The organism is Stagnihabitans sp. (assembly GCF_964946895.1).
In genome coordinates, this window is record NZ_CBBQHX010000003.1 from 119,532 (window position 1) to 143,899 (window position 24,368).

The following is a 24,368-nucleotide window of genomic DNA, read 5'->3' on the forward strand; positions in this document are numbered from 1 at the left end:
CCCGGCCAGATGAGACGCCATCTGGCCAGGGCTTTGGCCGGCGGCGTGCTGGCCGTGCTGCTGGCCGCGCCGGTTCTGGCGCAGGACAGCGGCGCCGTCTCGGGCGGGGCGGCGCCGGGACAGCCTGCCGTCAAGGTGCAGGCCGACAGTTCCGGGGCGCTGGTTCCCCAAAAACAGCGCGCGCCGCAGGCCACCGACCAGACCACGACGCCGGATGCGACCAATGCCCCCACCTCGGGCGGCTTTGCGCCGCAGGGCGGGGCCAAGCCGAAGCCGGTGGCCAGCGGGGGGGCCAGCAGCGGGGCCTTGGACTATCAGGGCTGGGAACGGATGGCCACGCGGGCCGAGGCCGCCATCACCAACACCAGCCTGACCAATCAGGCGCTGGAAAACCTGCGGGTTGAACTGACGCGCTGGCGCGAGCAGTTGCTGGGCGCGCAAAGTGCGAACTCTGCCCGGATTTCCACGCTGAAGGACCAGATCGCGGCGCTGGGTCCGGTGCCCGCCGATGGCACCACCGAAGAGCCGGAAATCGCCTCGCGCCGGGCGGAACTTGGTGCGCAGATGGGCCGCCTGCAGGCCCCCGGCATTGCGGCGGACGAGGCCTATCGGCGTGCCGATGGCCTGATCCGCGAGATCGACCGGGTCATGCGCGAACGTCAGGCCGACGAGCTTTTGAAGCTGTGGCCCAATCCGCTTTATCCCGGCAACTGGAGCGACGCGCTGGCCGCGCTGACCCAGACCGCGATGACGCTGTGGGATGAGACCTCGACCCGGGCGCTGGACTCGCTGGCGCGGGCCAAGTTCTTCGACAATCTGCTGCTGATCCTGCCGTTGCTGGTCTTTGCCGTAGCCATCCTGTGGCGTGGCCGCGACTGGACCGAGCGGCTGTTGTTGATGTTGCACGGCCCCGCCAGCGCGCGGGGGCGGCGGATCTGGAATTTTGTCGCGTCGCTGGCGGTGATCTTCGTGCCGGTGCTGGGCTTTATCGCACTGGCCGAGGCGTTGAAGCTGTCGTCGATGCTGGGGCCCGTGGGGTTGCAGATTGCCGGGTCCCTTGGCCAGATCGGGCTGACGCTGTTTGCCGCCGTCTGGCTGGGCGTTCGGGTCTTTCCGGTCAATGACACGGCCGGCGCGATCATGGATCTGGCCCCCGACCGGCGGGCCGAGGGGCGGTTTCTGACCTCGTCTTTCGGGGTGCTGTTGGCTGTGGCCTTGCTGCGGCGGGTGGCGATGGCGGAAATCGAGGTGACGGATGCCGCCACCTCGGTTCTGAGCCTGCCGATCATCCTGATTGGCGCGCTGCTGTTGGTGCGCTTGGGCCAGTTGATGCGCCACGCCTATGCGGGCGAGGGGGACGAGGGCCGGGCCAATTACCGCGCAAGGCTGGTGTCCCTGCTGGCGCGCGGCGTGATCATTTTCGGGCTGGTGGGTCCGGTGCTGGCGGCCGTCGGCTATATCTCGGCGGCGTCTGCGGTGATCTTTCCGGCGGCAATGACGCTGGGTCTGGCCGCGATGCTGTATCTGGTGCAGCGGCTGGTGGGCGATGTCTACGCGCTGGTCATGCGGACCGAGACCGATCAGGACGCGCTGGCCCCGGTGCTGATCAGCTTCGGTCTGGCCTTGGCCACGCTGCCTGTGGTGGCGCTGATCTGGGGCGCGCGCACGTCGGACCTGACCGAGTTGTGGACGCGGTTTCAGGAAGGCTATCAACTGGGGCAGACGCGGATCTCGCCCACCGATTTCCTGTTCTTCGCCGTCATCTTCGCCATTGGCCTGTCGCTGACCCGGCTGTTTCAGGGCGCCTTGAAAAGCTCGATCCTGCCGCGCACCAGTCTGGACCAGGGCGGGCAGAACGCGATCGTCTCAGGCCTTGGCTATGTCGGCATCCTGATTTCGGCACTGGTCGCCATCAACTCCACCGGGATCGACCTGTCCGGGCTGGCGATCGTTGCTGGCGCTCTGTCGGTCGGCATCGGTTTTGGTTTGCAGACCATCGTGTCGAACTTCGTGTCCGGCATCATCCTGCTGATCGAACGCCCGGTGTCGGAGGGCGACTGGATCGAGGTGGGACCGGTGCAGGGGATTGTGGCGTCCATTTCCGTGCGCTCGACCCGCATCCAGACCTTTGACCGGTCTGATGTGATCGTGCCGAACTCTGACCTGATCTCGGGCCGGGTCACCAACTGGACAAGGTTCAGCCTGACCGGACGGCTGATCGTGGTGGTCGGCGTGCCCTATACCGAGGACAGCCGCCGCGTGGCGAAAATCCTGCGCGAGATTGCCGAGGCCCAGCCCTTGGTCTTGCTGTCGCCGCCGCCGCTGGTGGCCTTCATGGGCTTTGTCGGCGAGGTGATGCAGTTCGAAATCCGCGTCATCCTGCGCGACGTGAACTTTCAGGTCGAGGTGCGGACCGAGATCAACCACCAGATCGCCACCCGCTTTGCCGCCGAAAAGATTCCCTTCACCGCGGCGCACCGCGACTATCTGCAGCGCCTCGCCAATGATGCCGCCGTTGAGGCCGATGCCGTGGCCGAAGAAGCGGCCAATATCGCCGCCGTCGAGGCAATTTTGGGCGCGCCCTTGCCCGATGCCGCCCGCCGTCTGACGGCCCCAGTTCCGCCTGCCGCCCCCAAGGACCCCTTCGCCCCATGACCCAGCTTCTGTTCCGTGCCGACAGCTATCTGACCGAGGCCGAGGCCACGGTCACCGCCCATACGCCAGAGGGGGGCATCGTGGTCTCGGCCTCGGTGTTTTATCCGACGGGGGGGGGGCAGCCCGGCGACAGTGGCATGATCGAATGGCAGGGTGGCCAGTTGCAGATCGCCACGGCGGTGAAGGTCGAGGGCGGTGGCGTGGCGCTGGTGCCGGCCGAAGCGCGGGCCATGCCACCGGTGGGCACCCCGCTGCTGCAGCGCATCGACTGGGACCGCCGCTATCGCCTGATGCGCGTTCACACCGCGCTGCATCTTCTGTCGGTCGTGATCCCGCTGCCGGTGACCGGCGGCCAGATCGGACCCGAGCGCGGGCGGCTGGATTTCGACATGCCCGAGGCGCCCGCCGATGTCGCGGCATGGCTGGTGGCGCTCAACCGGCTGGTCGACCGCGACCTCAAGGTGACGGAAGACTGGATCACCGATGCCGAATTGGAGGCCAATCCGGGCCTTGTGAAGACGATGTCGGTGCGTCCGCCGATGGGGCAGGGCCGGGTGCGCCTGATCCGCATCGGCGAGGGGGCGGGCCAGATCGACCTGCAACCCTGCGGCGGAACCCACGTGGCCCGCACCGGCGAGATCGGGCGGGTTGAAATCGGCAAGATCGAGAAGAAGGGCCGCCAGAACCGCCGCGTCACGCTGGAGCTGGTCTAGGGCGCGCCGGCGCGTGATGCGGGCCTGTGGCGCGGCCGCCTGATCCTGCGGCATGGCAGCCCTGACGGCTGGCCTCTGCCCTCGTCGTGACGCGATCCGGACCGAAAGCATAGCCGGGGCTGGGCTGCGCGACCTGAACCCGTCGAAACCTCATTGGCCCGGAGCTGCCGCCCTCGCACCATGACTGCAAGCCTCGGTTCGCTGCAGCGGCGAAGGGCAACCCTCGGGTCAGTCCGTCCATCTGGGCGCTTCAGGTCAGGTTACCCGTGCCATGACCACCGCCCAAAGCCCAAACTTTCCCGCCTGCCCCCCTTGCATCCCCCATCAAGCCGCGTGTAAGAACCCGCCAACGGACAGGTGGCCGAGTGGTCGAAGGCGCACGCCTGGAAAGTGTGTAGGCGGGGAACCGTCTCGAGGGTTCGAATCCCTCTCTGTCCGCCATTCACCATTGAAATCATGGACCAATTTAGGAAATGTGGGCATTTGCCCCACAAGAAACCCGCAACCTGAAATCGCGTGATTGCATCGAGCGCCTGTCCTGCGTTGCGCAACGGTCTCTACGCCTTTCGTTTTGGGTAAAGATACGGTTCAGGACTGGTTCGGCCAGTTACGCGGGTCAAGCGCTTCGCCGGGTTCGCAGTCGGCATCCGGGGGCAGTTCGTCAATGTCAGGTTCGGGGCGCGCGGCGATGGCAAAGGTCTGGACAGTTCGGGGGATGCACGGCCCGGTCCGGTCTTGACAACGTTTCTGGCCCTAGTGGACCACGTCAAGATTTGCTGTTGGCCGCGTCGAAATCTGCGTTAGTGTGTCAAGAGGTCGGCCTTTGCTTTGGCGTTTCAAGCCGACCCGGAAACCGGATTTCAGGTCCTGTACATGGATGTATTGCTGGAACGTGAGGGCCAACTTGCCCGGTTGGAGGCGGCCCTGGCCGCAAGTGGGCGCGCGGGTGGGCAGATCGTTCAGGTCTATGGCGAGGCCGGGATCGGCAAGTCATCGGTCTTGCGACGCTTTCAGCAACGCACGGCCGGCCAGGCGCGGTTGGTGCTGGGCCAGTGCGAGAACCTGACGACCCCCGAACCCCTGGGGGCGCTGCGGGATATTGGCGCGATGCTGGGGGGGGAAACTGTCGGCGCTGTTGACGGGTGCCGCGCCGCATCTGGATATCTTCGCGGCCGTCTTGCAGGCGATCGGGCCGAAGGCCGATCCTGTCCGGGGGGAAAGGACTGTTCTTGTCTTTGAGGATGTCCACTGGGCGGACGCGGCAACCCTGGACCTGATCCGGTTTCTGGGGCGCAGACTGGACAGGGTGCAGGGGGTCATCATCCTGACCTACCGCGATGACGCGCTGGACCGCAGGCATCCGTTGTGGGCGCTTCTGGGCAGCTTGCCCAGCAGGTTGACGCATCAGGTGCCGTTGCCACCGCTGTCGAAGGCGGCGGTGGATCATCTGGCGCACCAGCGGGGCAGTCCCCGCGACCTTTACGATCTGACCCGGGGCAATCCTTTCTTTGTCACCGAACTTCTGGCCAGCCCGTCCAAAGACCTGCCGCCGACGTTGCGCGCGGCGACCTTGGCGCGGGCCACCGGCCTGAGCGATGCCGCGCGCGATGTGCTGGACTTTTGCTCGGTCGTGCCGGGGCAGGTGCCGCTGGCGCTGCTGCGCTGTGCCTTGGCACCCGGGCCGGATGCGCTGGAAGATTGCCTGCGCACCGGTTTGTTGCTGGTGACCGAGACCCATGCCCAGTTCCGCCATGACCTGGCCCGACAGGCGCTTGAGGCGGCCCTGCCTGCGGCCACGGCGGCTGGGCTGCATGCGCGTGTGCTTGCCGTCTCGGCCTTGCAGGGCATGCCCCCGATGTCGATGTCCCAAAGGCTGCACCATGCGGACCGGGCGGGAGATGTGGTTACCGTACTGGCCAATACTGCCGCGGCCGCGCAGGAAGCCGCCGCGATGGGGGCGCATCGTGAAGCGGCAATGCACCTTGCCCGCGCGCTGCGGCATGCCGATCAGCTTGGGCCAGCCGAACGCGTGGCGCTGCTGGAATTTCACGCCCATGAATCCTATCTGTCGGGCGATATCGAGCCTGCCGTGCCCCAGCGCAAGGCCGCGCTGGCGCTGCGTCAGGCCATGGGCGACAGACGGAAGATCTCGGAAAACCACCGTTGGCTTTCAAGGCTTTACTGGTTTCTGGGTCGCAACGCCGAAGCCATGGTGGAAGCCGAAGCCGCGGTGGCTGCGCTGGACAGCGGCGTCCCCACCCGAGAGCTTGGCCGGGCACAGAGCAATCTTTCACAGCTTCTGATGCTGGGCAGTCAGGAGGCCGAGGCGATCGACTGGGCGAACCGGGCCCTGGTCCTTGCGGACACCTTGGGGCTGGAAGAGGTCCGGGTTCACGCGCTGACCAACCTTGGCAGCTCGCGCTTGCAGATGGGCGACCCGCAGGGCTGGGCGGATCTGGAGGACAGCCTGCGTCGGGGCCTGAAAATGGACATGGGCGAGGATGTCTGCCGGGCCTATTCCAACCTTGCCGACGCAGCGATCCTGTATCGCCAGCATGACCGGGCCAAGGTCTATCTTGCGGAAGGTCTGGCCTATTCCACGGCACAGGGTCTCGATTCCTGGATGGACTGCATGCGATGCGGCACCTGCCTGTTTCATTTTGACCGGGGCCTGTGGACCGAGGCGACCGATCTGTCCGAGGCGATCCTGCGTTCGACCAATGTGGCCATTCAGCGGATCGTGCCGCTGACGGTGCTGGGGCTGGTGCGGCTGCGGCGTGGCGACCCCGGCGCAGAGGAGGCCTTGGCGCAGGCCTATGCCCTGGCTGAGGCGACGGGTGCGGTGTTGACGATCGATCCGGTTCGGGCGGCTCTGGCCGAAGCGGCATGGCTTGCCGGTGATACCGACAAGATGCGCATCCTGGCCCGGCGTGGACTTGACCTGTCGCTGCGCCGCAAGGACCCCGTTCATACCGCCCGGTTCGCCTTCTGGCTGCGGCTGGCCGGAGAGGCGGTGCAGGTCGACGGTGCTCCGCCGGCCCATGCCATGCTGCAAGGCGGCGCCGTGGCGCAGGCGGCCGAGGCGTTTGTGGCGCAGGGCTGCCCCTATGACGCGGCCTTGGCCTTGCTGACAGGTGGCCCGCCGGACAAGGTGGCCGCCTTGACCCTGCTGGATGGTCTGGGTGCCACAAGGGTCGCGGCCAAGGTGCGCCGAGAGCTGCGCGAGGCCGGTCTGCGCAGCATTCCGCGTGGCCAGCGCGCCAGCACGCGGGCCAACCCGCAGGGGCTGACCGCGCGTGAGGTGCAGGTGCTGGGCCTTGTCTCGGAGGGGCTGTCCAACCGGGAAATTGCCGACGCGCTGGTGATCTCGATCCGGACGGTGGACCATCACGTCTCGGCCCTGCTGGCCAAACTTGGGCTGGAAAACCGGCAAGAGGCGGGACGCGCTGCCGCAGAACTGGGTGTCGTCCGACAAAATGGGCAGGGCGTCCCGGCAAAATAGGCGGGGCCTGCCGATGCCGGCGGTTGGACCAAGGGGTAAACCTGTCCTGTCGCAATGACCCAACCCAAAACCGGAGACTGACATGCCGCGCGACAGGTTCGAACGCACCTTCGGCCGTGGTCCCATCCTGTCTTCCATGGCAGCCGCACCGGATTGAGGTCCGGGGCCGGGCATCCGTGTGCACGGATATGGGACAGGCTCAATCGCCACCTGCGGGCGGTCCCACGCCCGGGCACATGACGGCAGCGCAAGACGGAACCAGCCGGCCCGAGTCTGGGCCGGACACTTAAGCCACACACACTGACGCCGAACATTCGGTCAAACCCGACAGAGCCCGCAGGGGCACATCCTTCAGGAGTACATGATGAAGAAGTCCAACACGTTCCTTGCGATGACCATGATCCTTGCCGTGACCTCTGCCGCGTGCGGGGCCCGGGCCGAGACGCCCAATCCCCTGGCAGACGCGGTGCGCGCCGCGAACGACCGCTTCAGCGATGTGGCCGTTGCGGTCAAGGAAGGCTATGCCCCGATCCCCTGCGACGCGAGCCCGATGGGCGGCGGCATGGGCATCCACTACGTCAACGGCGACCTGATCAAGGGTGGCGTGCTCGACATCGCCAAGCCGCAGGCGGTGATGTATGAACCGATGCCCGACGGCAAGCTGGCGCTGATTGCCGTCGAATACATCAGCCTCAAGGGGCCGGTTGCCTTGCAGGGCCACATGATGAACTACAACGGCGCCCCCAACAGTTATGGCTTGCCCGAGTTCTACGAGATGCAGGTCTGGGCTTGGAAGACCAATCCGATGGGTACATTCGCCGACGACAATCCCACGGTGTCCTGCGATTCCATGAAGATGACGAACTAAGCGCTGCCGCCCCGGCCCGAAGGGGGTTGGCACGTGCGAGCGTGTGGTCCCATCGGAAAAGCATCACCCAAGTTACGCAATATGGGCAAGTCCGCCCGATAAAATGGGCGAGCGATGCGGATGCGGGCGGGGCATGGGCGGCCCTACACTCAGCAGGTCAAGACGACAAAACCTGAAACCGACACATCAATGAACGGAGATCAAGAATGCCGCGCTATATGGTGGAACGCACCTTTCCGGGTGGACTGCACATTCCCTCCAACGCGGGTGGGGCGCAGGCCTGCCTGTCGGTGGTGGACAAGAATGCCGAGGATCATGTAACCTGGGTGCATTCCTATGTGACCTCGGACAAGGGCAAGACCTTCTGCATCTACGACGCCCCCTCGCCCGAGGCGGTGCGCCGTGTGGCGGGCCGCAACGGCCTGCCGGTGGACACGATTGCCGAAGTTCGGGTGCTGGACCCCTACTTCTACTTCGAGGCCACTGCCTGAGGCTTGCTGCCCACGAAAGGGACCTGACATGCTGCGCATCGAACTGGCGACACGTCCTGACCAGCTGGATGCGGTGCGCAGCCTGTTCCGGGCTTTTGTCGCGTGGCATCGCGAGACTCATGTGGCAGATCGCCATTTGATCGACCGCTATTTCGACAAGGTGGCGTTCGAGGCCGAGTTGCGCGATCTGCCCGGCCCCTATGCGCCGCCCAAAGGGGCGCTGCTGTTGGGCCGGGTTGCCGGCGAAGCCGCGGGCTGCGTCGCGTTCCGCGATCTGGGGCAGGGGGTCTGCGAGATGAAGCGGATGTTCGTGCTGCCCCGGTTCCAGCGGCGCGGTCTTGGCCTGCACCTGGCGGATCAGATCCTCGCCGCCGCCCGCTCGGCTGGTTTCCACAAGATGCGTCTGGATACCAGCAAGGCGCAAACCGCAGCCATCGCGCTTTATTCCCATATGGGATTCCAGCCCATTCCGGCCTATGCAGACCTGCCGCCAGACGTGGCAGATTGGCTCGTCTTCTTCGAACGACCCTTGTAATCCTGCCCTGCGGCCAAGCCAACGCCTCCCATCCCCGCTGCAGAACCTGCCCTGCCAACGTGGCTGGATTGGCCAGCCGTTGCGGTCGCGGGCCGCAGGCGGGCGCAGGGCAGGGGCCCCAACCCAGCGGCACCGAACCTTGAGGTCAAAGGATCAGAGGGCCAAACCCGTCTGCAGTGATGCAACTTCGGCACGCTGCCGGGCATCAAGAACCAGCCGCTCCAAAGACTCGACCAGCGCATCCGGATGCTCTGCCATGGCCACGGCTGCGCCAAGCGCTTTGGCCGAGCGGGCGAAGGCGGGATCGTCCAGCACTGTCCCCATGGCGGTCCGCAACGCGGTTGCGTCAGCATCCCGCGCCAGGCGGATGCCAGCGCCACGGGCGGCAACGCGGGCTGCGTTGTCGTTCTGGTCCCGTCCCATCGGCAGACACAGCATCGGGCAGCCGTTCGCAAGCGCCCGCATCACGGTGCCGTGGCCGCAGTGGGTGACGACAAGCGACGCCTGCCGCATCACTTGGTCATGCGGCGCCGAGGCGACGACGACGGCATTGCCGGGGACGTCGAACGACGCGCCGTCAAGCCCCGGACCCAGCGTCACCAGCACGCGCACGGCCAAGTCCGAGGCAGCGGTCAGCACGGCCTGAATGGTGGGGGCCTGATTCTGGAAGGTCGAACTCATCGCCACAAGGATCAGCGGCCGCGCATCGTTGGAAGGCCAGGGCGAGGTCCAGTCCGCAGCCCAAGTCGGAGGGTCGAGAAGCGGGCCGACATAGGCCATCCGGTCCGGAAGGCTCTCGGCGGGAAAATCGAAGGCGCTGCTGGTGGCGATCAGCATCAGGTCGGCTTCACGCGGATGGGCCAGCCCCTCGGTCAGGGCGGGCAGGCCGAACTGCGTGCGGGCCGCGTTCAGGACAGGCAGGCGCTCGTCGATCCGGCCGGCAAGCCAACCGGCCACTTCGGCGGCCGAGGCCTTCTCTTCGTCCGAAGTTGCGGGCAGCAATCCGGGGCCAACGGGCGGCACGCCGGGAATGGCCACGAACATGCTGATCTGCGTGGCAAGACTGACGAAAGGCACTCCGGCGGCCTTGGCGCCCAGCATCGGCCCGAACAAGAGGTCAAGCGAGATGACCGCATCCGCAGGCTTGCGGCGCAACTCGGCCAGGGTATCGGCTGCGTAGGCCGCTGCGGGGCCAATGGTGATATGGTCCAGAACCCGTAGAAGGTCGCCACCGGGTTCACCCGGCTCCCAATCCTTCACCGGGTCTTCTGCCAGACTGTGATCGCGCTTGTTCGGTGCCGTTGTCCAAGGCACGAAGATCGCACCTGCGGCTTCCATCTCGGATCTGGCGGAGTCGTCGATCAGTGTCCGGACGGTATGACCCCGCGCCCGAAGCCTGCGGATCACCGTGGCGAAGGTTGGCACGCTGCCGCCGGCATCCAGATTGGTCAGTAGAAAATCATAGGGCATGAGTTCAATCCTGTTTCAAAAGTTTGGCAAATATGGATGACATGATGGCTAGGGCCGCCTCGACCGAAAGCTTGAAGTCGCGGCGGAGCAGCTTCCAGGTGTAGACGTCGCCCGCGATCACCAATTGGGTGACCAAGGCCTCGCGGGCATCGGGCTCGGACGGCAATGCGCCCGCAAAACTGCGCTCGATCCAGATGCGATGGTATGCGCGGCCGGTGTTATGCCAGATGCTGAGGACCGGATGCCGCTCCTCTTGCGCCAGCATGCGGATGACGAAATCGCCGATCTCTTCGTAGTCCTCGAACAGCGCCTCTGCCACGTGATGGTGCGAGGCTTCCGCGGGCATCACCCGGCGCTGTTTCACCCCAAGGTCAAAGTGTTCGACAAAGGCCTGCACGAGGCCGTCCTTGCCACCAAACAGCCGGATCACGGTTTGCCGCGTCGTTCCTGCCGCCACCGCGATCTGGTCCAGCGTGATGTCATCCATCTGCCGGTCGCGCATGGCGGCATCAAAAGCGGTGACAACCCGGTCGCGGGTGAATTCCGTTGATGCCGCGCGGGCGACTTGACGATATGGCCGGGGCTTCGCCGTCATTTCATATTACTTTCAGTAATCTGTATTACAATGCGTAATGCTGAATATCGCCCCTGTCAACGACGAGCTGGGGTTGGCTTGCGGGATGATCGCAACGCCAAGGCGCTGACCTGCGCAAGGTCACCGTGGCACATCCTCGGGGGTCTGACATTCGCCTTGGTTCGTGCTGCGGGAGGCACTCCGGCGAGGTGTCCGGATTTGCTGCAGCATGGGTCTTTTCGCAGATGCCAGTTCGGGCAGCCGTGGCGGGCAGCTGTGCCGGGCAATGGCTGGTTCAGGGACCGGTGACACCCTCCATCCGGTGCAGATGGTCGATGAACACCCGGACCTTGGCCGACAGGAACTTGCGGCTAAGGTACAGGGCATAGACGTTGAAACCGTCACTTTGCCAGTCCGTCAGGATTGGCACCAACGCGCCGGACTCGATATGGGGTGCCACCATGAAATCGGGCTCGTTGATGATCCCGGCCCCGCGCGCCGCCAGTTCGCACAGCATGTCGCCGCTGCTGGCGTGCAGGGCGGGGCGCAGGCGAACCTCGACCTGACGGCCCGATCCGTCGTGGAAGGCCCAAAGGTCGCCGGTCGACAGGTGCGAAAAGCAGAGGGTGTCGTGGTGTACAAGGTCAGCGGGCAGCAGCGGACAGCCCCGGCGCGCCAGATAATCCGGAGCGGCGCAGACCACCCGGCGCACCAGGCTGATCTTGCGTGCGATCACGTTGGTAAAGGCCGGTTGCATCGCGATCCGGACCGCCACGTCAACCCCATCCGTGGCCAGGTCGATCTGGCGATCCGTGAGGTCAAGGTCCAGCCGAAGCCGGGGATGCGCGGCCATGAAATCCGGCAACCAGCGCGACAGACGGTTCACACCAAAGGACAGGGGCGCGCTGATCCGCAAAAGGCCAGCAGGTTGCGCGACACTGGTGCCGGCCAAAGCCTCTGCTTCGGCCACGTCCGAAAGGATCTGCTTGGCGCGGCTGAAATAGGCCTGCCCGGCCTCGGTGACAGACAGCCGCCGGGTCGTGCGGTTCAGCAGGCGCGCGCCCAAGTGATCCTCCAGCGCAGCAATCTGGCGCGAGACGGCTGCACCGGACGCGCCCAGATGTTCGGCGGCACGCACAAGGCTGCCCTGTTCGACCACCGCCACGTAAACCGACATTGCATTGAGGATATCCATCGCGGCATTCTTACGCAAATCGCAGCAATCAATCAATGTGGACAACATTTATCGGGTCCGGTCGAGCGAATAGGCTCTGTTCATCGGCAGCAGATCAACCGCCGAACTGGAGACCGCTATGAAAACCCTGCCCCTGCTTGCCAGCCTTGTCGCCCTTGTTGCCAACCAAGCCATGGCCGACAGCCCTTGGCCGAACCCGGTCACCCCGCCGCCCGCCCCTGAAGCGCAGGCACCTGCGGTGGAAACCAACCTGAAGGTCTTCGATACGCTGGATTTCGACGTCTTCTCGAACCAGAAATGGGATCGTCTGAGCGAAAGCCACGCCGACGACATCGTCGTGACCTGGCCCGATGGCCACGAGACCAAGGGCATCCAGAAGCACATCGAGGATCTGAAGGCGCTGTTCGTCTTCGCCCCGGATATCGCGATCAAGGAGCATCCGATCCGCTTCGGCTCCGGCTCCTGGACGACGGCGACGGGCGTGATGACCGGGACCTTCACCCAGCCGATGCCGATTGGCGGCGGCAAGACCATTCCGGCCAGCGGCAAGGCCTTTGCCTTGGGCATGGTCACGGTTGGCCACTGGGCGAATGGCAAGATGGATCACGAGTGGCTTTATTGGGACAATGCCGATTTCATGAAGCAGATCGGCCCGGGCCAGTAAGCGCATCTGACCTGCGCCGGCATGTTCCGGCGCAGGACGTCATCGTACCCAGCGGATCCATCTTTCGAAGCCTTGCACGTCGCAGCCTGACCGACCCGCGTTGCGGTGCTGGTCAGGCAGACGCTGCCAGCCTTTGCCGCAAGCCCGGATGCAGGGCACCAATCAGGGCGCGCAGCTTCATCGGCATGCCACCCTGCGCATCATAGACCAGGCTTACGGGGACGGGATCGGGGGCGAAGGCGTCCAGAATGCGCTGCAGGGGGCGACCCTCGGCCTGATAGGACAGCACGCGTGTCACCCCAAGCCCAAGCTCTGCCGCGTCCAATGCGGCTTCGGCCGTCGTCACCGTCAGGCGGGGGCGGATCTCGACCGTCTGGTTGCGGAAGTGCCAACGTTCGGGCAGGCCCAGGCCCGCGAAAGCGATACAGGCCCGGGATGCAAGGTCAGACGGGGTCTGCGGCGTGCCGGCGGCGGACAGGTGGGCGGGGCTGGCAACTGTCACCTGGCGGACCTCGCCCAGCTTCAGCGCCTTCAGGCGGCTGTCGGGCAGGTGGCCGATCCGCACCGCCAGATCGACATGGTCATCGGCCAGATGCACCAGCCGGTCCGACAGCATCAGCCGCACCACGACTTCGGGCCAGGCGCGCAGGAATTCCGCGACCAGCGGCAAGACATGCAACCGGCCGAAAGCCACCGGCGCGGTCACCGTCACCTCACCCCGGACAGCGCGATAGGCGCCCGAAGCGGCGGCCTCGGCCTCGGCAACATCCGCCAGAATGCGGCGGCTGGCCGCAAGATAGGCGGTTCCTGCCGCGGTCAGTTCGGCCCGTCGGTTCGACCGGATCAGAAGCCGCGCGCCAAGATGCGCCTCCAGATCGGCGATCCGACGGCTGACCGTGGTCAAGGGCAATCCCAGCCGCCGCCCCGCCGCCGAAAGGCTGCCCGCCTCGGCCACCTGCACCAGAAGCGCCATCGCATCGAAATGGTCCATGTTGGCCTTCCATATTTCGGTAGGAGGTCTGCCGAATATGCCGGATACTTCCGTTTCGGCAAAGGCCCTATCTGAAGGATATCGCAACCTCAGGAGATGCCGATGTCCCGCCTATCCACCCCCGCCTCCCTCGCCGAAGCGCCGGCTGCCGCCCAACCCCTGCTGGAGGCGGTCAAGGCGCAGATCGGCTCGGTCCCGAACCTGTTCCGCGTCATGGCCAACAGCCCGGCGGGGCTGGAGGGCTATCTTGGTCTGAACAGCGCCTTGGCCAAGGGCACGCTTTCGGCCGCGCTGCGCGAACGCATCGCCCTGGCGGTGGCCGAGGTGAACGGTTGCCGGTATTGCCTGTCCGCCCATGGCCATTTCGCCGCCCTGTTCAAGGTCGATCCCGCCGAGATCCTTGCCGCCCGTCGCGGCCGCTCGTCTGACCCCAAGGCCGATGCGGCGCTTCGTTTTGCCGTGGCTGTGGCCCAAGCGCGCGGCCATGTGACGGATGCCGACCTTGGCTTGGTCAAGGCGGCCGGTTTCACCGATGGTCAGGTGATCGAAGTGGTTCTGCACGTCGCGCTGAACACGTTGACCAACTACATCAACGAAGTTGCCGGCACCGAGATCGACTTCCCGCTGGCCAGCGCGCTGTAACCCCATCCTTTGCACCCCTCGCGCCGCCCCTTCGGGCGGGCCATGGAGGCCCCAATGACCCGCCCCAAACACTCCCGCGGTCTTGCCCAAACCAACGCAGCGCAGGCGCGCAGGACCGCGGATTCCGGGATCAGCCGCGATCCCGCCCAGAGGGCGCTGGCCCGATCCGAAGGCGACCTTGGACGCAACTGGGCAAAGGTTCTGGCCGCTCGTCCCGCCATCTGGGCCGTCTGCGCCATCACATCGGCGCTGGCGCCGGACGATCGCCGCGCCAGCGCGGTCTGCGCACAAGACCGCCCGCGCACCGCCGCGCGCCTTGCCCGTGATTGGCCCCACCGCCAAGGCCGAACGGAGCCCAGCCACGCCGCCCCGATCCGGTTCACTGCGGCGCAGGATGGGAGCGCAGGCCGCGACGCCTTGATCCGCGAACTGCCGATTGTCGGGGCGGGCCGCCTTTTCCACTGGCCGTCACGGCCAAGGCCCAAGGGCCCCCTCGGCCTGTCGGAGTGGAGGATCTGACGGAAATCCGCGACATCGCCTTCAGCCCCAGCGTCAAGGCGCTGCAGACCCGCATGGGTTCGCGTCGGGCTTATGCGGAGGCGGAGGATTGGCAGGCCGAGATCCCTGAAGCGCTGGGGGCCTTCATCTCTGGCCAGACCAGCGTGTTTCTTGCCACGGTCAACAGGGCGGGCCAGCCCTATATCCAGCATCGCGGCGGTCCGGCGGGTTTCCTCAAGGTCCTTGACCCGCGCACCCTGGCCTTTGCAGACTATGCCGGGAACCGGCAGTACATTACCTTGGGCAATCTGGCAGACTCTCCCAAGGCCCATCTTTTCCTGATCGACTATGCCACCCGCCAGCGCGTCAAGCTTTGGGGCCGGGCCGAAATGCGCGAAGACTCCGACCTTGTCGCCCGTTTGCTGCCCAAGGGGTCCCGCGCCCGGGCAGAGCGGGCGATCCTGTTCCATCTGGATGCTTGGGACGCGAACTGCCCGCAACACATCCCGCTTCGGATCGAGGTTCAGGATGCCATGCGTCTGATCGCCGAAAAGGACGCCCGCATTGCCGCGCTTGAAGCCGCTCTGCGTGCCGCGGGTCAGGCCGCCCGAAGCTGACCCGAAGCTGACCCGAAGCGACTTGGCCGACGCAGGGTCGGCCAGGACGGGTGCAGCGCCTAAGGATCAGTGTCCGGCTGCCGCCCGTCCGCCGGGTTTGCGCAGGATCAGCGCGAAGCCTGCGAGCGAGGCGAACAGCACGGCCAGCACATAGAACACATCGATGAACGACAGCATCCGCGCCTGTTGCATCACACGGCCCACCATCTGCGCGACCGCCCCGGTGGGGCCGTTCACGCCCTTGGCGGCAAGACCCTGCGCCATCATGTTCAACTGGCGCACCGCTTCGGCGTTGGTCCAGCTGACATCCTCGGCCAGACGGGTGTAATGCAGCTTGCCGCGCTGCATCAGAACGGTGTTGATCAACGCCAGCCCCACCGCGCCGCCCAGGTTCCGCGTCAAGTTGAACAGGCCCGAGGCATTCTTCATCCGCTCGGGCGGCAAAGTGCCAAGGGCCAGGTTGTTGATCGTCACCATGCACAGCATCAAGGACACGCCGCGCAGGATCTGCGGTGCCAGAAGCTCGGTGAAGTCCCAATCGGGCGTGATGCCGGTCAGCATCAGGCTGCTGTAGGCAAAGCCGAGAAAGCCGACCATGATCATGATCCGCGTGTCGACCTTGCTGGACAGAAAGCCTGCGAAAGGGGCGGTGAAGAACATCGCCAAGCCGCTGACAAACATGGTCTTGCCGATCATCAGGCTGTCATAGCCGCGCATCTGGCCCAGATAAAGCGGGTAAAGGTACGTCAGCCCGTAAAGTCCCGAGCCCATCACGAAGGAAAACAGCGACCCGAAGGCGAAGTTCACATCCTTGAACGCGCGCAGGTCAACCACCGGCTCCTCTACCGCGAACGCCCGCCAGAAGAACACCAGACCGCCCAGCAGCAGCACCACCGAAAAGCTGAAGACGGTCGGGTCGTTCAGCCAGTCATTGTTCGGCCCCTCTTCCAGCACATATTGGAACGAGCCGAGGAAGGCGATCATCGCCCCAAGGCCGATCCAGTCGAACTTGCGGAACAGGGCGAAGTTCGGTTTGTCGAAGTCGATCAGCAGCCAGACGGCGATGGTCACCAGAATGCCCGGCATCACATTCACCAGAAACAACCAGTGCCAGGACAGCGTGTGGCTCAGATAGCCGCCGATCGTCGGGCCGATGGTCGGCGCCAATGTGGCCACAAGCCCGATCATCGGCGAGACGATGGCCTGTTTCGACTTCGGGAAGATCGTGAAGGCTGCCGTGAAGACGCTGGGGATCATGCCGCCACCCAGAAAACCCTGCAGGGTGCGATAGACGATCATCTGATCGAGGCTGGTGGCCGTGGCACACAAAAGGCTGGACATCGTGAAGCCCGCCGCCGCGATCGTGAACAACAGCCGCGTCGACAAGACCCGGCTCAGGAATCCCGACAGCGGGATCATCACCACCTCGGCGATCAGATAGGCGGTCTGTACCCAAGAAATTTCAGACGAACTGGCGCTGAGTCCAGCCTGAATCTCGGCCAAAGAGGCCGAGACGACCTGAATGTCCAGAATGGCCATGAACATGCCGAACACCATCGCCAAAAAGGCAAAGACCCGGCGTTTGCTGATCGTGGTGACGGGTGCGGGACGGGCCATGGCGATGCGTCAGTTGCCGGCAGGGGTGCGGCTGTCGACGTCGACCACCACGCTAAGGCCCGCACGCATCTGGCCGCTGGCCAGAACCGCCGCAGGCAGGCTGATCCGCACCGGCACGCGCTGGACGACCTTGGTGAAGTTGCCTGTCGCATTTTGCGCCGGCAGCAGCGAGAACATCGCCCCGGTTGCCGGAGAGATCGAGGTGACCGTGCCGGTAAAGCTTTGACCCGCGATGCCATCGACGGTGATCTGGGCCGTGGCCCCGGCCTTGATGCCGGCCAGTTGGGTTTCCTTGAAGTTCGCCTCGACGTAAAGCTGATCGGTCGGCACGATAGCGCCCAGGATTTGCCCCGGGCTGACCAGATCCCCGCGCTGCGGGGTCAGGTGGGTGACGGTGCCGGCATAGGGCGCGCGCAAGGCCGTCAGGTCCAGATTGCGCTGCGCCTGCTGCACGGCCAGTTCCAGCGCCTTCATGCCGCTTTGGGTTTCCGTGTATTCGGCCTGAATGACGGCGACGTTCGCCTGCGCACTGGCGATCTGGGCCTTGGCCCCGGCAACATCGGCCACCGCCTGATCCAGCGCTGCATCCGCCGTATCGACCTGCGCCTGTGCCACGGCTTTGGTGGTGGCAAGGTTGTGGGCGCGGTCGGCCACGGTCTTGGCGTTGCGCAGGGCGGCGTCGGTCGCATCCTTGTGGGCTTGCGCCTGCTCCACCGCCGCCTTGGCCGCAGCGGTCTGCGCATCAATCCGCTTCAGCGTCTCGGTCTGGGTGGCGATCTTGCTTTGCGCCAGATCGAGCGCGATCTTGTAATCGCCATCGTCCAGCCGCACCAAGACATCGCCTGCCGCGACGATCTGGTTTTCCGACACGGCGATGTCGCTGACATAGCCTTGGATCTTGGCCGACACCTGCGCGATGTTGCCCTGCACATAGGCGTCATCGGTGGTCACCATGAAGCGGCCATCCTGCCAGTAGGCCCTGCCATAAGTGGCACCCAGTCCGATCAGAACCACGGCCACCCCCGCCAGAAGGATCGGCTTGCGACGGCTTTTCACCGGAGCTGCAACGCCGGTCGGGGCCCGACCTGCGGCAGATTGCGCGCTGGCCGATGCGAAGGAAGGCTGGGGTTGATCGTCAAGCGACATGGGACTATCTCTGAATTGGCATCGAACCGGTTGGTTCGATAGGGCAGCTAGGACGCTCCCGCCGCAAAATCAATTGGAATCGAACTGAACGGTTCGATTTATTTGGATCGAGACGTAAATGACCCCGGCGGATGATCTAGGTGCATCACAAAGTGGCGTCCGCTCCGGTCGCCCGGCGGCCGGGCATGATCAGACCAAGCGCGACCAGATCCTGTCGGGCGCGCATCGGGTGTTTTCCCGCATGGGCTATGATGCCGCCTGCATGAACGACATCACGCGCGAAGCCGGCGTGTCGAAGGGCACGATCTATGTCTACTTCTCCAGCAAGGAAGACCTGTTCGAGGCGCTGATCGAACGCGAACGCAGCGCTCTGTTCGCCGGGATCGAAGCCGCGCTGGAGGTGCCGGGGCCGATGGCCGACAAACTGCACGCGCTCGCCGAGGCGATCATTCGGGTGCTGTGTTCGGACACCGTGATCCGGGCGCACCGCATCGTCATCGGCGTCAGCGAGCGGATGCCCGACCTTGGACTGCGCTTCTTTGACCGGGGCGCGATGCGCACCACGCGTCTGCTGGCAGCATTTCTGTCGACCGAAGCGGCCAAGGGCACGCTCGACATGGCCGATACCCATTTTGCCGCCACCCAGTTTGTTGAATTGTCCACCGCCGGCCTGTTTCGCCGCCGTCTGTTCGGGCAGATGGCCGAACCGCCAAACGACGCCGAAATCGCCCGGAACGCGGCGGCGACGGTCGCCATGTTCCTGGCGTTCTATGCCGCGTGACCCAACCAGGCCGGAGGCGCGGGGTCCGCGCAACGACCGGGTTCCGTCACGGTGAAGCGGTAGGGGCCGAAGCGGTTCGGGGCGATGGGCTTGTGATCCGGGATTGGCCCCACGTGGGGATGCAGCATGCCAAACCCCTTCGCCCCATCTGGCGCGCGAGACCCGTCCTTCTCCCGCCACGCCCGGCTTGGCCCGGGTGGAAGCTGCCCCGGGTCAGATCAGCAGAATATTTCCCGCCGTCAGCTCGGTTCCGCCCGAAAACGCCGAAATCTCGGTCAGGCCGCCCGATGCAGAACCGTTGGCGTCATACCACAGCGTGTGATCGGTGGTGCGCAGGATGAAGTGATCGTTGCTGTCTTGCGCCTGCGTGTCAGGCCGGGCCACGAACATCGACGGGTCCAGCGCGCCCAGCGGCACGGACCCAAAGGCGCCCGACTGGAAGGCCAGCCGGTCGCCGACCTCCAGCCCGAAGATGACGTCTCCGCCCTCGGTCGGGCTGGTGTAGATGAAGGTATCGGACCCCGCGCCGCCGTGCAGACTGTCATGGCCTTGCCCCCCGGTCAGGCGGTCATCGCCGCCCCCGCCGTACAGCCTGTCCCCGCCCAGACCGCCCAGCAACGTATCGCGCGCCAGCGCCCCGAACAGCAGGTCGCGCCCGTCATCACCCGAGAAGTCCTGTCCCGCCGCGCCCGCCCTCAGCGTGTCGTTGCCGGTGCCGCCATAGACGACATCGCCGCCCAGATCGCCCGCGAAGCTGTCGTTGCCCAGCCCCAGTTGCACCGTCGCGCCGTAATAGCCTTTCACCGTGTCATTGCCGCCACCGCCATAGATCTGGCTCACCCGGCCAGTCAGGCCCGTCAGATCCAGGCTTTGCCCGCCATCGGCAAGGTACAGGTTTCGCACGGTGATATCGCCTGCCAGCACGGCGGCAGCGTTGTCGGCAAAGGCGATGCCGTCGTTGGCATAGCTGATGGAGGTGACCTGCTCGACCTCCGCCACCGTCAGTCTGACGACGAAGCCCGATCCGAAAAAGCCCTGACCGTCCTCCAGCCGCTCGACCCCGGCCAAGGAGACGCCGGTGAGGTCATGCGTCGCCGTGTCGAACGCCCGGGTGATCAGGATGTCATGGCCGGTGCCGCCATCATAGCTGGCCCCGGCCTGCACCGTGGTCAGGTCGATCAGCAGCAGATCGTTCCCAGCACCGCCGTAAAGATGATCCAGCGCGCCGCCACCCGAAACGCCCAGCGTGTCATTGCCTGCGCCACCGTACAGCGTGTTGTTGCCGGTGCCGCCGTCCATGTCATCAGCGCCGTTCCCGCCCGTCAAAAGGTCATCGCCGCCCCCGCCATACAGTTGATCCGCCAAGGCGCCGCCGGTGATCTGATCATTGCCAGCGGCGCCGGACAGGATGTTGGTGCCGTTGACAAAGCCCGTGATCGTGTCGTCGCCAATGCCGGTCGACAGGATCAGGTTCTCGAAATGCACGAACCGGCCCGCACTGATCCCGCCCACCACGAGGCTGCCCTGCGCTGCGACGACACTTATGGCCAGCGTGTCGGTCCGGACCAGCTGCAGCGTGTCGATGCCATCGCCGCCATCGGCCTTGATGCGCCCGGAACTGTCGCCGATCAGGTCATTGCCCGCGCCACCGTAGAGTGTGTCATTGCCGCCATTGCCCAGGATGGTATCGGCCAAGGCCCCGCCGTGAATGTCGTCAGAGCCTTCCGGCCCGCTGAAATCCAGCGCCTCGATGCTGGTGAAGGACTCGGCCTTCTGCGCGGCGCTGTGCGGGCCAAAGGTGACCACGGCCTGACTCGCGCCGGTCGTAATGTCGAGCGCGAAGGCCAGCGCCTTGTCCGGCGCATCCGTCAGCACATAGTTGGCGTAGTGCATCACCATGGTGTCATTGCCCGCGCCGCCGTCAAGCACCTCGGTCGGGTTGGGCTGCTGGCCGGGATGACTGATGAACTGGGTGTGGGTGCCGCCGCCGCCGTTCAGCAGGTCGTCGCCCGCCCCACCGTACAGCTCGTCATGGTCATTGCCGCCGATCAGCACATCGGCGCCGTCGCCGCCATAAAGCCGGTCGTCGCCGCCAAGACCCTCCAGCAGATCATCGCCGCCCAGACCGAAGATATCGTCATCCGCGCCGGGGGGCACGCCGTCCCCGCCGATAAGATGATTGTCGCCGCCGTCACCCGAGATTGCCATCATCGCTCCTCGCCTGCGCGGGCCCGGACCGTTTCACCACCATGTGCTTGACCCAAAAACCCTAGACCCGCCGCGGATTTTCCGCAAGTTTGATCCGGGCTGCGGTGGACCCCGTTGCCAGGATCGACCGGGGAGGCGGGAGCGGTCGCCGATCGGCCGTGCCGTCCTGCGGGCCGCAGGTCCTTGTCGGGCACCGGATGCCCCGCGAACGCCTCCCGGCAGCACGTCGCACCGGCACGGTCCCACGGGCTGTCCCGCCTGAACCGGACACAGCCAAGGCGCTGAAGATCGCCAGCCGACCCAACTCAATCGGCCAAGGTTGGGCTCGGGCCCAAGTGACAGTCCAGTAGCCTGACCCAAGCCCCGCAGGACGCGGGGCCGCACCATGGGCGGACCGAATAGCCAGAACAACGGCAGGGCTGGCGCGGGCTGCAGGGGCCCGGCGGCCGATCTTGATCTGGCGGGCAGCATCATCAGCGGCGGACTGGAGGCAATGACAAGCGGTCCCTTGGCCGTCAATACCGGCACCGGCCTGAACGTGCAGGGCCTGGACCTTGTGGGCGGCGTGCTGACCCAGTCGGGCGGCACCGTGACGGCGGGCGCGTTCAACGCGTTCATTGTGGTGCAGCCGGGGAGTGCGGCCACCGACACCCGAACCCGTGGCACCTATACCGCCGCCTGCACCGGCCTGACGCTGGGTCTGTCTGCCAGCGGCCTTGGCACCTCTGTCCAGCAGAAGGGGCGCTGAACGTGGCCACCTAGGTGGTCGGCGGCTTCCGTAGGGGGCATCTGACGCAAAACGGTGGGGTCGATGCCGTGACCGGGTCAGGCCTTGTCCTTGGCGCAGGGGCCGCGGGCTAGAGTGGCACCTATGATCTGACCGGCGGCACCCTGCACGCCACGGCTGAGGTGATCGGGGCGGCCACCTCTGGCACCTTTGTTCAGACCCACGGCAAGAACACGGTGATGTCGGGCAATCTGGTGGTGGGCGATGCGGCCCACAGCCATGGCACCTATCGCCCGTTTGGTGGCACCCTGACCATCGCAACCGGAGCCCTGATCCTTTCCCAGTCCGCACAAGCCGCCCATGGCCATCTCATCCTGGGCGAGGCCAGCGCCAGCGCCTTGCAAATCATCAGCGGCAGCCTGATCGCCGGATATTACGGCACTAGTGACTTTGACTTGCGGCAGGGCAGCCTGCAGACCAACCTGCAAAGCGGCCTGTTTGAAGGCGCCCAGGGACATGTCCTGATGCGTGGTGGCAGCCTGACCCATGCGGGTGGCGACGCGCTTTACGCCCACCACGGCGGACAATCTGGTGATCGGGCAGGCGGAGGGCAAGTTCCGCCTTTATCGGCTGCAAGGCCGCAACCTGACGACCCGCGATGCCGGTATGGGCTCCTCGGCGCTGACGGTTCGGGGCAGTGCCGACACGCAGATGAGCCTTGAGGTCACCTCGGGTCAGGTTGAGACGCCGGTGCTCTGGGTGGATGCCGACCGCATCCACGTCACTGGCAGCCTTGAGATGCGCGACGGGGCCGAGGTGGATGTGTGGCTCGCAAGGCTTGCGGTAGACGCGGTGCCGTCCGGTGTGGTGGGACGGTTGGGTGTGGGCTGCATCGCAGGCTAAGCTGGGCAGGGACGCTGACTGGGGCCGTCCAAGAGACGGCGGATGGCACGGTTTCGGCCTCAGACGGCACATTGACCATGACGGTAGCCGTGACGGGTGGGGGCAGGCTGACGATCACGGACGGCGCGACGCTGGTGCTTGACGGAGGCTCTGCCAACACCATCCATTGCGCAGCCGGTCACGGCGTGCTGCACCTTGCGGCTCCGGGCAGGTTCAGCGGCGATATCACCGAGCTTGCGCCCGAGGACGTCATCGACCTTTCCGGTGTCATGGCGGTCCGCGCAGATCTGGTGAACGGCGTTCTGACCGTGACCGGCGCCAAGGGCGGCGACTTTGGCTGCCTGTGGCGGGCGATCTGGCGGGCAATGCGTTCAGCATTGTGTCCGACGGCAAGTCCGGCAGCAATCCGGTGCTGGGCCCGGCATCCCATCCGGTCTTGCCGGCCGCCCACCTGATCTTTGCCGATGCAGAACCGCCGACCGCAGGACAGGCAGACCAAGATGCGGCGCTCCTGCCATGGAGTGCGCATCCCGGTCTGTCCGAGGATTTCAACTGGGCCTGAGCCCCTTACTTCATCGCCATGCTGACAGCGCTTTCCGGCAGTTCTTCGCCGAAGCAGCGCTGATAGAACTCGGCCACGGTCTGGCGTTCCAGTTCGTCGCATTTGTTCAGGAAGGACAGGCGGAAGGCATAGCCGACATTGCGGAAGATCTCGGCGTTCTGCGACCAGTTCAGCACCGTGCGCGGCGACATGACGGTGGACAGATCGCCGTTCATGAAGGCGGTCCGGGTCAGGTCGGCCACGGTTACCATCTGCGAAATGGTCTTGCGACCCTTGTCGGTGTTGTAGTGGGGCGACTTCGCAAGGATGATCGCGGCTTCGGCATCATGGGACAGATAGTTCAGCGTGGCGACCAGCGACCAGCGGTCCATCTGGGCCTGGTTGATCTGCTGGGTGCCGTGATACAGGCCCGTGGTGTCGCCAAGACCGACCGTGTTGGCGGTGGCGAACAGGCGGAAATAGGGCGAGGGCGTGATGATCTCGTTCTGGTCCAGCAAGGTCAGCTTGCCGTCATGCTCCAGCACGCGCTGGATGACGAACATCACGTCGGCGCGACCGGCGTCGTATTCGTCGAACACGATGGCCACGTTGTTGCGCAGCGCCCACGGCAGGATGCCTTCGTGGAATTCCGTGACCTGCTTGCCGTCGCGCAGCTTGATGGCGTCCTTGCCGATCAGGTCGATCCGGCTGATGTGGCTGTCAAGGTTGACGCGGACGCAAGGCCAGTTCAGACGGGCGGCGACCTGCTCGATATGGGTGGATTTGCCCGTGCCGTGATAGCCCTGGATCATCACGCGGCGGTTATAGGCAAAGCCCGCCAAAATGGCCAAGGTGGTGTCGGGGTCGAACTTGTAGGTCGGGTCCACCTCGGGCACGCGATCGGTGCGGTCAGCAAAGCCCTTGACCTTCATGTCGGTGTCGATCCCGAAAACCTCGCGGACAGAGATTTCTTCGGTGGGTTTCACAGCGGTATCCAGCATCGTTTTCGGCCCAAATAAGTTGCCCGTCA

The 24,368-nt window shown here is 65.4% G+C and carries 25 protein-coding genes and 1 tRNA gene; 16 read left to right on the forward strand and 10 right to left on the reverse strand.

Features of this window, described 5'->3' with window-relative positions; all coding sequences use genetic code 11:
• Window positions 1-9: 9 nt before the first annotated feature.
• The 8 genes from AC1Y2B_RS02905 to AC1Y2B_RS02940 all read left to right on the forward strand — a co-directional run bounded on the left by AC1Y2B_RS02905 (window position 10) and on the right by AC1Y2B_RS02940 (window position 8,764).
• Window positions 10-2,655 carry a DUF3772 domain-containing protein gene (locus AC1Y2B_RS02905; RefSeq protein WP_482251552.1) on the forward strand — a complete coding sequence of 882 codons (2,646 nt, stop codon included), beginning with the start codon at window positions 10-12 and terminating at the stop codon, window positions 2,653-2,655.
• Window positions 2,652-3,368, forward strand: a complete 717-nt coding sequence (locus AC1Y2B_RS02910; protein ID WP_482251553.1) for an alanyl-tRNA editing protein — start codon at window positions 2,652-2,654, stop codon at window positions 3,366-3,368. The genes AC1Y2B_RS02905 and AC1Y2B_RS02910 overlap by 4 nt, the downstream gene beginning before the upstream one ends.
• A 351-nt stretch (window positions 3,369-3,719) precedes the next feature.
• Window positions 3,720-3,809: transfer RNA gene (locus AC1Y2B_RS02915), tRNA-Ser, on the forward strand.
• Window positions 3,810-4,241: 432 nt separating this feature from the next.
• Entirely contained in the window at window positions 4,242-4,607 is a 366-nt protein-coding gene (locus AC1Y2B_RS02920; RefSeq protein WP_482251554.1) for an AAA family ATPase, read from the forward strand.
• Window positions 4,504-6,870: a LuxR C-terminal-related transcriptional regulator gene (locus AC1Y2B_RS02925; protein ID WP_482251555.1), complete on the forward strand. Its 2,367-nt coding sequence runs from the start codon at window positions 4,504-4,506 to the stop codon at window positions 6,868-6,870. Before AC1Y2B_RS02920 ends, AC1Y2B_RS02925 begins: the two co-directional genes overlap by 104 nt.
• Before the next feature lie 364 nt (window positions 6,871-7,234).
• Window positions 7,235-7,738: a hypothetical protein gene (locus AC1Y2B_RS02930; RefSeq protein ID WP_482251556.1), complete on the forward strand. Its 504-nt coding sequence runs from the start codon at window positions 7,235-7,237 to the stop codon at window positions 7,736-7,738.
• A gap of 206 nt (window positions 7,739-7,944) precedes the next feature.
• Window positions 7,945-8,229, forward strand: a complete 285-nt coding sequence (locus AC1Y2B_RS02935; protein ID WP_482251557.1) for a DUF4242 domain-containing protein — start codon at window positions 7,945-7,947, stop codon at window positions 8,227-8,229.
• A 28-nt stretch (window positions 8,230-8,257) separates the two neighbouring features.
• Window positions 8,258-8,764, forward strand: coding sequence for a GNAT family N-acetyltransferase (locus AC1Y2B_RS02940; RefSeq protein WP_482251558.1), 507 nt, complete (start codon window positions 8,258-8,260; stop codon window positions 8,762-8,764).
• A gap of 153 nt (window positions 8,765-8,917) precedes the next feature.
• On the opposite strand, the gene AC1Y2B_RS02945 is transcribed toward AC1Y2B_RS02940, so the two are convergent.
• The 3 genes from AC1Y2B_RS02945 to AC1Y2B_RS02955 form a co-directional block, all read right to left on the reverse strand.
• A complete protein-coding gene (locus AC1Y2B_RS02945; RefSeq protein ID WP_482251559.1) occupies window positions 8,918-10,234 on the reverse strand; it encodes a nucleotide disphospho-sugar-binding domain-containing protein in 1,317 nt (438 codons plus the stop codon).
• Between the two features lie 4 nt (window positions 10,235-10,238).
• Window positions 10,239-10,829 carry a TetR/AcrR family transcriptional regulator gene (locus tag AC1Y2B_RS02950; protein WP_482251560.1) on the reverse strand — a complete coding sequence of 197 codons (591 nt, stop codon included), beginning with the start codon at window positions 10,827-10,829 and terminating at the stop codon, window positions 10,239-10,241.
• Window positions 10,830-11,103: 274 nt separating this feature from the next.
• On the reverse strand, window positions 11,104-12,003 hold the full coding sequence (locus AC1Y2B_RS02955; RefSeq protein ID WP_482251561.1) for a LysR family transcriptional regulator: 900 nt from the start codon (window positions 12,001-12,003) through the stop codon (window positions 11,104-11,106).
• 118 nt (window positions 12,004-12,121) lie between these two features.
• On the opposite strand from AC1Y2B_RS02955, the gene AC1Y2B_RS02960 reads away from it, so the two are divergent.
• On the forward strand, window positions 12,122-12,667 hold the full coding sequence (locus AC1Y2B_RS02960; protein ID WP_482251562.1) for an ester cyclase: 546 nt from the start codon (window positions 12,122-12,124) through the stop codon (window positions 12,665-12,667).
• 112 nt (window positions 12,668-12,779) lie between these two features.
• On the opposite strand, the gene AC1Y2B_RS02965 is transcribed toward AC1Y2B_RS02960, so the two are convergent.
• Window positions 12,780-13,658 (reverse strand): LysR family transcriptional regulator, encoded by an 879-nt coding sequence (locus tag AC1Y2B_RS02965; protein WP_482251563.1) that lies wholly within the window; start codon window positions 13,656-13,658, stop codon window positions 12,780-12,782.
• A gap of 102 nt (window positions 13,659-13,760) precedes the next feature.
• Here AC1Y2B_RS02965 and AC1Y2B_RS02970 point away from each other — a divergent pair, with 102 nt between their 5' ends.
• The 3 genes from AC1Y2B_RS02970 to AC1Y2B_RS02980 are packed head-to-tail and all read left to right on the forward strand — an operon-like array spanning window position 13,761 to window position 15,415.
• Window positions 13,761-14,300: a carboxymuconolactone decarboxylase family protein gene (locus tag AC1Y2B_RS02970; protein ID WP_482251564.1), complete on the forward strand. Its 540-nt coding sequence runs from the start codon at window positions 13,761-13,763 to the stop codon at window positions 14,298-14,300.
• A 54-nt stretch (window positions 14,301-14,354) separates the two neighbouring features.
• Window positions 14,355-14,819 (forward strand): hypothetical protein, encoded by a 465-nt coding sequence (locus tag AC1Y2B_RS02975; protein WP_482251565.1) that lies wholly within the window; start codon window positions 14,355-14,357, stop codon window positions 14,817-14,819.
• Window positions 14,807-15,415 carry a pyridoxamine 5'-phosphate oxidase family protein gene (locus AC1Y2B_RS02980; RefSeq protein WP_482251566.1) on the forward strand — a complete coding sequence of 203 codons (609 nt, stop codon included), beginning with the start codon at window positions 14,807-14,809 and terminating at the stop codon, window positions 15,413-15,415. The genes AC1Y2B_RS02975 and AC1Y2B_RS02980 overlap by 13 nt, the downstream gene beginning before the upstream one ends.
• Window positions 15,416-15,481: 66 nt before the next feature.
• Here the strand turns inward: AC1Y2B_RS02980 and AC1Y2B_RS02985 are convergent, their stop codons facing one another.
• Together AC1Y2B_RS02985 and AC1Y2B_RS02990 are read right to left on the reverse strand one after the other, a co-directional pair.
• The gene (locus AC1Y2B_RS02985) at window positions 15,482-17,032 is read right to left on the reverse strand and encodes a DHA2 family efflux MFS transporter permease subunit (RefSeq protein WP_482251567.1); all 1,551 of its coding nucleotides are present in this window, start codon (window positions 17,030-17,032) and stop codon (window positions 15,482-15,484) included.
• 9 nt (window positions 17,033-17,041) lie between these two features.
• A complete protein-coding gene (locus AC1Y2B_RS02990; RefSeq protein ID WP_482251568.1) occupies window positions 17,042-18,178 on the reverse strand; it encodes an HlyD family secretion protein in 1,137 nt (378 codons plus the stop codon).
• Window positions 18,179-18,296: 118 nt separating this feature from the next.
• Here AC1Y2B_RS02990 and AC1Y2B_RS02995 point away from each other — a divergent pair, with 118 nt between their 5' ends.
• Window positions 18,297-18,959, forward strand: a complete 663-nt coding sequence (locus AC1Y2B_RS02995) for a TetR/AcrR family transcriptional regulator C-terminal domain-containing protein (protein ID WP_482251569.1) — start codon at window positions 18,297-18,299, stop codon at window positions 18,957-18,959.
• Here AC1Y2B_RS02995 and AC1Y2B_RS03000 read toward each other — a convergent pair.
• Both AC1Y2B_RS03000 and AC1Y2B_RS03005 read right to left on the reverse strand, forming a co-directional pair.
• Window positions 18,947-19,087 (reverse strand): hypothetical protein, encoded by a 141-nt coding sequence (locus AC1Y2B_RS03000; protein ID WP_482251570.1) that lies wholly within the window; start codon window positions 19,085-19,087, stop codon window positions 18,947-18,949. The two genes, AC1Y2B_RS02995 and AC1Y2B_RS03000, sit on opposite strands and share 13 nt — an antisense overlap.
• A gap of 85 nt (window positions 19,088-19,172) precedes the next feature.
• Complete coding sequence (locus AC1Y2B_RS03005; RefSeq protein ID WP_482251571.1) at window positions 19,173-21,167, reverse strand: calcium-binding protein; 1,995 nt, start codon at window positions 21,165-21,167, stop codon at window positions 19,173-19,175.
• A 385-nt stretch (window positions 21,168-21,552) separates the two neighbouring features.
• On the opposite strand from AC1Y2B_RS03005, the gene AC1Y2B_RS03010 reads away from it, so the two are divergent.
• Window positions 21,553-21,915 (forward strand): hypothetical protein, encoded by a 363-nt coding sequence (locus AC1Y2B_RS03010; protein ID WP_482251572.1) that lies wholly within the window; start codon window positions 21,553-21,555, stop codon window positions 21,913-21,915.
• A gap of 77 nt (window positions 21,916-21,992) precedes the next feature.
• Here the strand turns inward: AC1Y2B_RS03010 and AC1Y2B_RS03015 are convergent, their stop codons facing one another.
• Window positions 21,993-22,412 (reverse strand): hypothetical protein, encoded by a 420-nt coding sequence (locus tag AC1Y2B_RS03015; RefSeq protein ID WP_482251573.1) that lies wholly within the window; start codon window positions 22,410-22,412, stop codon window positions 21,993-21,995.
• Between the two features lie 28 nt (window positions 22,413-22,440).
• Here AC1Y2B_RS03015 and AC1Y2B_RS03020 point away from each other — a divergent pair, with 28 nt between their 5' ends.
• Window positions 22,441-22,797: a hypothetical protein gene (locus AC1Y2B_RS03020; RefSeq protein WP_482251574.1), complete on the forward strand. Its 357-nt coding sequence runs from the start codon at window positions 22,441-22,443 to the stop codon at window positions 22,795-22,797.
• Window positions 22,798-22,874: 77 nt separating this feature from the next.
• On the forward strand, window positions 22,875-23,252 hold the full coding sequence (locus AC1Y2B_RS03025) for a hypothetical protein (RefSeq protein ID WP_482251575.1): 378 nt from the start codon (window positions 22,875-22,877) through the stop codon (window positions 23,250-23,252).
• A gap of 112 nt (window positions 23,253-23,364) precedes the next feature.
• Here AC1Y2B_RS03025 and cobS read toward each other — a convergent pair whose 3' ends face one another.
• The gene (cobS, locus tag AC1Y2B_RS03030; protein WP_482251576.1) at window positions 23,365-24,339 is read right to left on the reverse strand and encodes a cobaltochelatase subunit CobS; all 975 of its coding nucleotides are present in this window, start codon (window positions 24,337-24,339) and stop codon (window positions 23,365-23,367) included.
• Window positions 24,340-24,368: the final 29 nt, after the last annotated feature.